General features: G+C 69.1%; 7 protein-coding genes and 1 pseudogene. 6 read left to right on the top strand and 2 right to left on the bottom strand.

What is annotated here, in order from left to right; translation table 11 throughout:
* The first annotated feature begins 372 nt into the window (after positions 1–372).
* Complete coding sequence (locus ACIQF0_RS36835) at positions 373–1701, top strand: TIGR01777 family oxidoreductase (RefSeq protein WP_401037576.1); 1329 nt, start codon at positions 373–375, stop codon at positions 1699–1701.
* A gap of 15 nt (positions 1702–1716) precedes the next feature.
* Here the strand turns inward: ACIQF0_RS36835 and ACIQF0_RS36830 are convergent, their stop codons facing one another.
* Entirely contained in the window at positions 1717–3012 is a 1296-nt protein-coding gene (locus ACIQF0_RS36830; protein WP_401037573.1) for a glycosyltransferase, read from the bottom strand.
* A gap of 295 nt (positions 3013–3307) precedes the next feature.
* Between ACIQF0_RS36830 and ACIQF0_RS36825 the strand changes: the two genes are divergently transcribed.
* Positions 3308–4831, top strand: a complete 1524-nt coding sequence (locus ACIQF0_RS36825) for a glycosyltransferase family 4 protein (protein WP_401037570.1) — start codon at positions 3308–3310, stop codon at positions 4829–4831.
* A gap of 44 nt (positions 4832–4875) precedes the next feature.
* On the opposite strand, the gene ACIQF0_RS36820 is transcribed toward ACIQF0_RS36825, so the two are convergent.
* Positions 4876–5187, bottom strand: coding sequence for a DUF3099 domain-containing protein (locus ACIQF0_RS36820; protein WP_401037568.1), 312 nt, complete (start codon positions 5185–5187; stop codon positions 4876–4878).
* 155 nt (positions 5188–5342) lie between these two features.
* On the opposite strand from ACIQF0_RS36820, the gene ACIQF0_RS36815 reads away from it, so the two are divergent.
* From ACIQF0_RS36815 to ACIQF0_RS36800, 4 genes and pseudogenes are all read left to right on the top strand, one after another.
* Positions 5343–5885 carry a hypothetical protein gene (locus ACIQF0_RS36815; RefSeq protein WP_401037566.1) on the top strand — a complete coding sequence of 181 codons (543 nt, stop codon included), beginning with the start codon at positions 5343–5345 and terminating at the stop codon, positions 5883–5885.
* A 124-nt stretch (positions 5886–6009) separates the two neighbouring features.
* Positions 6010–6573, top strand: a complete 564-nt coding sequence (locus ACIQF0_RS36810; RefSeq protein ID WP_401038542.1) for an RNA polymerase sigma factor — start codon at positions 6010–6012, stop codon at positions 6571–6573.
* Entirely contained in the window at positions 6560–7249 is a 690-nt protein-coding gene (locus ACIQF0_RS36805; RefSeq protein ID WP_401037564.1) for an anti-sigma factor, read from the top strand. The genes ACIQF0_RS36810 and ACIQF0_RS36805 overlap by 14 nt, the downstream gene beginning before the upstream one ends.
* Positions 7250–7415: 166 nt before the next feature.
* A pseudogene (locus tag ACIQF0_RS36800) lies at positions 7416–7780 on the top strand (cytochrome b); the annotation flags it as partial.

The following is a 7780-nucleotide window of genomic DNA, read 5'->3' as shown; positions in this document are numbered from 1 at the left end:
GCCGCGGCGCAACCCCCTGTCCGTCCCCCCCCCCCGCCCGCCCACCCCCCCCCCCCGCCCCCCCCCCCGCGGGGGGCGGGGCGCCCCCCCCGGGCCCCCCCCCCCCCCCCCCCGCGCCGAGCTCGCTGTACGGCGGGCAGTTCGGGACGTCCTCGCGGTAGAGCATGACGTTGCGGCGGCCACTGGTGATGCCGGCCTCGCGCAGGCACGCCCACACCTCGTCCAGCAACGGTGCTGGCCTTGCACCGCAGACCGCATCGACCGTATTGGCGGCGTCGCGGACTTGCACGACGACAGCACGATTTCAGGAACGCCCGCGGCCTCCTGCCCACTCATCAAGCGAACGCCCAGTGGCGCACTTAGCGTTGAAACATGTCCCTGACCTACGCCAGCGTCGTCGACGCACCACTGGACGAGGTGTTCGCCTGGCACGAGCGGCCGGGGGCGATCCACCGCCTCACACCGCCCTGGCAGCCCGTGGGCGTGGTGCGCGAGGCCGGATCGCTCGACGGTGGCCGTGCGGTGCTGGGGTTCCCGCTGGGATTGCGCTGGGGTGCGCGGCACACCGAGTACGACCCGCCGCACCGCTTCGTCGACGAGCTCGACTCCGCGCCGCTGAGCTGGGCGTTGCGGTGGCGGCACAGCCACGAGTTCGAGGCCGAGGGCGAGCGGACCCGGATGACGGACCGGGTGGACACACCGGTGCCCGGTGCCGTGCTGCGGTCGATGTTCGCCTACCGGCACCGCCAGCTCGCCGCCGACCTCGCCGCGCAGGCTGCCGCGCGGGAGGCCGGTGACCGGCCGATGACCGTGGCGATCACCGGAGCCAGTGGCTTCGTGGGCACCGCGCTCTGGTCGTTCCTCAGCACGGCGGGCCATCGAGTGGTCAAGTTGGTGCGGCACTCCCCCGCGCACCCGGACGAGCGGCGCTGGGACCCAGGCCACCCCGCCCCTGATCTTCTGGCCGGCGTGGACGCCGTGGTGCACCTCGCGGGTGCCTCGATCGCCGGCAGGTTCACCGAGGCTCACCGGCGGGCGATCCGCTCCTCCAGGATCGGACCGACCCGCGCGCTCGCCGACCTCGCCGCGGCCACCGGGGTGGCGGTGTTCGTCAGCGCGTCCGCGATCGGCTTCTACGGCAACGACCGCGGCGACGAGGAGCTCACCGAGGACAGCGAACGCGGCGAGGGCTTCCTGGCGGACGTCGTCGCCGACTGGGAGGCCGCCACCGCACCCGCCGCGAAGGCTGGGGTTCGCGTGGTGATGGTGCGCACCGGGCTCGTCCAGTCCCCCGCCGGCGGCACGTTGCGGATCTTCCACCCGCTGTTCGCCGCCGGGCTGGGCGGGAGGCTCGGCGACGGGCGGATGTGGCAGTCGTGGATCGGCATGGACGACCTGGTCGACGTCTACCACCGCGCGCTCTACGACACGTCGCTCACCGGACCGGTCAACGCCGTCGCCCCGGAGGCCGTGCGCAACAGCACCTACACCGCCACGCTGGCAAAGGTGCTGCACCGGCCCGCGCTGCTGCCGGTCCCGTCCTTCGGGCCACGCCTCCTGCTCGGCGAGCAGGGCGCGCGGGAGCTGGCCGAGGCGAGCCAGCTGGTCCGGCCCGCCGTGCTCGCCAAGGCAGGGCACGCGTTCCGGCATCCGGATCTCGAGCAGGCGCTCCGCCATCTCCTGGGACGCGTGCCGGGGTGAGCGGGCACCGTGCTCTCACCGCAGTACTTCCAACAGCTGTGCGGCGCCCACGTCTGGTCCTGCAGCGCGCACGGCGTCGCGCAGGTCCGCGAACGGTTCGGGCTTATCCAGCAACGATCCCAACGCCTCCGCCACGTCCTCGGGTGTGGCCCTGTTGGGATCGAGACAGACGCCCGCGCGTGTCCTCTCAGCATCGTGAGCGATGCAGAACTGGTCACTGGAGAACGGCAGCACCAGCGCGGGAACCCCCGCTTGCAGGCATTCGGTGAAGGAGTTGTTGCCGCCGTGGTGAACCATCGCGGCGACGTGCGGCAGCAACGCGCGCTGAGGCACGACGGATTCCACGACTACTCGCGAATCCCTTGCCAGGTCAGCGAGTTCGGCTACACGGCCTCCCGCAGCGACCACAATGGTCAAATCGGGAATCTTCAAAGCGCCGCGAACGACCGTGCGCAGCACGTCGTCGCGCGCGGACAGGAACGTGCCGAGCGCGACGAGGAGAACTCGCCGGCCTCGCACGCGATCGAGCCAGATGTCGTCGAGCGGTTCGGGTGTCGTGCAGTGGCCGAGGAAGATCTGCTTCTGGTCCGTCGGCAACGGTGGCAGCCACGGCAGTTCCGGGTAGTTCACCACCGCGGCGTGGGAGGAGGTCAACGCGAACGCACGGGACGGCACTGGCCGCCTCGGCGCGAACTCCTTCAGAAATCCGGCGAACGCGGCAGTGAGAGCGCGGTCGGTGTGGCGCACCTCCACGGCCAGTTCGGCGAGATCTTCCGTCGACGGCCGCACAGCGGTCGGCCACACCTGCGGCAGCCCGAAGAACTGGTCGTAACGCGACACGAGGTAGGTCGGATGACCGGTGACGTAGGACACGAAAGGCAGATCGAGCGCGTGCAAGGCGAGACCGGTCGCGTAGTCGATCTGGTCGACGACGTACCAGTCAGGCCGCAGGCGGTCGTGCAACGCGCTGAGATCGCGCATCACCTGCTCCGGGGCGGCGAGCAGTTCTGTTCTGCGTCGCCGTGTCTGCGCGAGCAGTGCCGCCGCCGCACCTGCCCTGGTGGCTTCGAGGAAGTCGGTCAGGCCGCGCGCCGAACGCGTGTCCTGCGCGGTCCGTTCGGCAATGCCGCTGTTCGAGTCACGCGTGGTTCTCATTGCCACGAAAGGGATATCGGGAGCGAGGTCGGCGAACTCGGACCCGCAGGCGAACGTCACCGCCTGAGCACCCACCGTGCTCAACGCTGTCGCGAACACGGACATGGGCTGGGCGTGCGAACGGAACGGTGGGCTGACGACGACGAAACGCGGCACCGGGCTCCTCCTTGCTGACATCACTGGAAGTTGTTCGATCCGAAGGCACCCCCTGGTTCGAACACCAGAGGTGCGGACACATCCAGAGGTACAGCGAGCACTGGAATCCCGGCAGGCCGAGAACGCCCCTGGGGCGCAGAGCCCTCACAGTCTGACCAACTCCCTGATGCGCGATCCACGTGCGACCACCTTCTCCCTGATCTGCGAACACATTCCGGCGACTGTGCGAACGCACGGCGAGAACGCCACGACAGCCGAGCTGCGCCGAGCGATCTTGTCCACTGAGGACAGAGACGTGCGCGCATGGCTGATGGACGCGGCCGGGCTGCACCACCTCACGCCACTCGGCCCCGACGAGGCGCGTGAACTCGTGGCGGGGCCGACACTGTGGAGATACCTCGACGCGTTAGGTGTGCCCGTCGAAGCAGATCCTCGCTCCCCCTATCAAAAACTAATGCTCGACCTCCTGCACGACGACATCTCGCTACCGGTCGTACCACCCACGGCAGGACCCACGATCGCCCAAGCGATGCTCATCGGCGGAACAGCGAGGCCGGGCGAGGGTGCGAGCGGCGGGCTCACCGTCTTCCTCTCCTCCCTGGCCGAGGCGTTGGTCACGCGCGACGACATCGGACGCGTGGTCACCGTCGTGCTCGCCCCGGAACCGACCACCGTCACCGTCAAGAGGAACGGCCCGCTCGACCACTGGACGGTGCGCGTGCCGGTCGACTCCCCGGTCGCGCTCGCCCAGCCGGACATGGCCCGTCACCGAGCGGAAATCACGTGGTGGCTCACCCGGCTTTTGCCGCGGTGCGGTTTGTCTCCAGACGTCGTGCACGTCCGCTATTCCGACGACGGCTCTCTCGCCGTAGCCGATGCCGCGCGGCTGCTCGGCGCGAAGCTCGTGTTCACCGTCACGCCGGATCCTCACCGCCACCTGGCCGAGCGCTATCCGGAGGACACCGAAGACCTCACGGCCATGCGATTCGACCTGCACCGCGTGCACACCGCCGATCGCCTCGTCGAACGCGCCGACCAGGTGATCACGATCGGCGGCAAGCAGGACGAGGTGCTGACGCACTTCCCGCAGTTGACCCCGTCGGCCCTGGGGGCGCTCGAGGAAGGCATCGCGCCGTCGCCCTCACCGACCGGGCGATCACTGGTGCGGGAGTTGTTCGCTCCCTCGGCACTGCCTCGCCTCGACGTCTCCGCCGAGGGCCTGCCCGTCCTGCTCAACGTGGGCAGGTTGCACCCGATGAAGCAGCAGCCGCTGCTGGTGCGCGCCTGGCTGGAGGCGGGTCTGCACCACTCGACCGCGCTGGTGATCATCGGTGGATCCTCCACCGACCGGACACCGGACGAGCAGAAAGTGCTCGACGAGGTGCTGGGGCTGGCCCGCTCCGAACCCTCGGCACGGGGACGGCTCGCCGTCCTGCCGGCCTGGTCGAACCACGACGTGCGGCTGCTCCAGCACGAACTGGCGGCCGCCGCGCCGTCCTCGGGCGCGCCGCACGTCTACGCCTGCGCCAGCGCGAAGGAGGAGTTCGGCATCGCGGTGCTCGAAGCGATGGAGGCAGGGCTGCTCGCGATCGGCCCGCTTCGCGGCGGTCTGAACTGTTACATCGACCACGGGCACAACGGTTTCCTCGTCGACACGTCAGCCGCGCGGTCGCTGGGCGAGGGACTGGCGCAGGTCCTGCGTCTCGGCTCCGCCACCGCACCGATCGCAGCCGCTGGGCAGAAGACCGTGCGCGAGCGGTTCCACATCGACGCCGTCGCCGAGCCGTTCGCCATGCTCTACCGCGAGTTGTCAGGCTGACCTGGACCGCACGAAGACCACGTCCATCACCACGGTCAGGCCGATCACCGCGACTCCTCACCCTGATCGCCGGCCGTGAGCTCAGGCCGCGACCGACGCAATCGCTGCGGTGTCTCCGCCTTGCGCGGCGGACGGTCGTTGGCGATGAGGACCGCCATCCACGGCAGAGGAACGGAAAGCAGGATGAAGATCAGCGCGAGCCACCAGATCTGCGCGAACAGCACGGCCAGCACGATGCACGGGATGCGCAGGCTCATCATCAGGGCGTACCGGCGCCGTCGTGCCGAGAGCTGGTCCTGGTAGGACGGGGCGGCAGAGGTGATCAGTACGGGGTTTTCGTTTCGGTGCGAGTTCACAACGAGCCTCCGTTCTCCTGGTTGGTTCGCAGCGGAGGCGGATCGGGTTCGTGTCTGCTCGATCACGCCGGAATTTCTCCGGCAGGTGCATCCGCCGGGGCGGTGCCGGTCGTACCCGTCCAGACCAGTCCGCACGACCGATGAGGAGTGCTTCCATGCGCAACCGCATGATCGCCGCCGCGATCGCCTTCGGCCTTGCCCTCGGTGGTGGCGCGATGGTGGCCGCACCGGCCACCGCCGCCCCTGTGTCCGCGACGGCCTCGAACGGCAAGACGTGGGGCAACTTCTTCAAGGGGCGCACCGATCTGACCCTCGACCCGGCCGCCTCGGCGGCGCTGACCTCGTTGGGGGTCAAGGTGAAGCCCGTCTTCGCGGGCAGGACGGGATCGGCGATCAGCTTCGCGATCGTCGGCGACCCGGCCGACGGCACGATCGAGCACATCGGTGGTCTCCTGTTGCAGGCGGGTCACACGCGCCTGTACCTGACCAACTACACGATCGACCTCAACCGCGGGGTGCTGTCCGGACTGGTCAACTTCCAGCAGCGCGCCGATCTCTTCACGATCGGCGCCGCCACACCGCAAGGTGTCACCCTGGCCCTCACAGCCGGTGCCGCGACGGTGCTGAACACCACGTTCGGTGTCACCGCGTTCACCCCTGGGCTGGTCATCGGCTACGGCAACCCGGTGCTGCGCTGAGGCTTCCTCCGTCCGGGCCCGCCCACCGCGTCGTGGGCGGGCCCGGCCCGCCCGTTGAGCGAACCCCGTCCGCGAGCCCTAGATTCAGTCAGGTGGTGCGACCTTGCCCGCGGTGGTCACCGTGATGACTGGTGCCGGCGACACCGTTGACGAGACGACCAAGTCCTTCGTCGCCGGCGACGAAGGTGCGCTGCGTGCTGTCTACGAGCGCTACGCCGCTGCTGTCCTTCGGGTGGCGGTGGCGAGCCTTCCGTCGCGTGCGGACGCCGAGGACGTCGTGCAGGTGACGTTCGTGACGGCGTGGCGCAGCAGGGAGAGCTTCGATCCCGCCAAGGGCAGCCTGCTCGTCTGGCTGCTCACCATCGCTCGCCGCAGAGCGATCGACGTGCTGCGCTCGCGCACACGCGACGAGAACGTCGTCAAGGTTCTGCACAGCACCGGTGGCGGCACGGCATCGGACGAACCGGTGAGGCCGGACCGCGTGGTCGACAGGATGGTGATGCTCGAGGCGATCGGGGAACTGCCGCCCCAGCAACAACGCGTTCTCCTGCTCGCCTTCTACGATGACCTCACGCACGAGCAGATCGCCGCGGCGACGGGGACTCCACTGGGCACCGTGAAGAGCCACCTGCGCCGCGGTATGGCCAGGCTCAGGCAGCGATGGGAGGTGGACGGTGGCGCACGCTGACCCCGACCTGCTCACGTTGATGGCCCTGGGCGAAACAGTCACCGACGAGTCCACTGTGGAACACGTGCGGTTCTGCGCGGTGTGCCGCACCGAACTCGCCTCGCTGCGCGAGGTCGTGGAGATCGGGCGCGAGACCCGCTCGGAACGGGATCTGCCCATGCCGTCCGAAGACGTCTGGCTCGGCATCGCCGCGGAGACAGGTCAGAAGAACTCTCCAGCCGCGGTCGTACCGTTGGGCCGCGCACGCGGATGGCGCCCGCTGCTGGCAGTCGCCGCCGTGGCCGCGATCGCCGGCTCGGCGGGCACGATCATCGTCGACCGCGTCACCACGTCCGATTCGGTGATCGTCGACCAGGTGCTGGTGCAGGCCGAACTGACCAGACTCCCGTCCGCCCCCACCACGGCGAACGGCACGGCGCGCGTGGTGCGCACAGCCGACCGCACGGTGCTGCGGGTCTCCGTCGACGGAATGCCCGCACCTGAAGGGCTGTACCAGGTGTGGCTCTTCGACGGTGTGGCCACCATGATCCCGCTCGGTGTTCTCACGAGCGGACAGGTCGACCTGCCAGTGCCACCGGGTGTGGACCTGGCCACCTACCGCGTCGTGGACGTCTCGGCGCAACGGCTGGGTCAGCAAGAGCACGGAACGAGCGTGCTGCAAGGAAACCTGGGCTGAGAACCGTCACGGCCGGGCCGCGAAGGTTCTCAGCCCGCGACACTGGTTCGATCCATCGTTGGGCGATCGACCTCGTGCTCGCTTACCGTCAGATGCGGAACGAAATTTTGGTTGCCCGCAGCGTCTTCGCCGAGGCTGTGGGTCCGGCGTTCTGGGAGCGTAAGTCATGAGTGCCATCACCACGCCGACGAAGCCGGCCAACGCGGCCGCGCGCGTCGCAGGGGCGGCGGCCAACGCTGCCGACGAGCGGTACCACGCGGCCTCTGGCCTGCGCAAACAGTTGAACAAGGTGTTCCCGACGCACTGGTCGTTCTTGCTCGGTGAGATCGCCCTGTACAGCTTCATCGTGTTGTTGTTGTCGGGTACGTATCTGGCGTTGTTCTTCGATCCGTCGATGACCGAGGTCACCTACAACGGCACGTTCGAGAACCTGCGTGGTATCGAGATGTCGCGGGCGTTCGCGTCCACGCTCGACATCTCGTTCGAGACGCGTGGTGGCCTGTTCGTGCGCCAGGTGCACCACTGGGCGGC

This window comes from Lentzea sp. NPDC092896 (genome assembly GCF_044754905.1).
GTDB lineage: Bacteria > Actinomycetota > Actinomycetes > Mycobacteriales > Pseudonocardiaceae > Lentzea.
Note: the sequence above shows the minus strand (reverse complement) of the source record. Positions and strands in the feature narration are given on the sequence as shown.

Excerpts from the sequence above, each read along its gene's own strand:
- ACIQF0_RS36835 (WP_401037576.1), top strand. The coding sequence starts at position 373 with ATGTCCCTGACCTACGCCAGCGTCGTCGACGCACCACTGGACGAGGTG.
- ACIQF0_RS36815 (WP_401037566.1), top strand. The coding sequence starts at position 5,343 with ATGCGCAACCGCATGATCGCCGCCGCGATCGCCTTCGGCCTTGCCCTC.
- ACIQF0_RS36810 (WP_401038542.1), top strand. The coding sequence starts at position 6,010 with ATGACTGGTGCCGGCGACACCGTTGACGAGACGACCAAGTCCTTCGTC.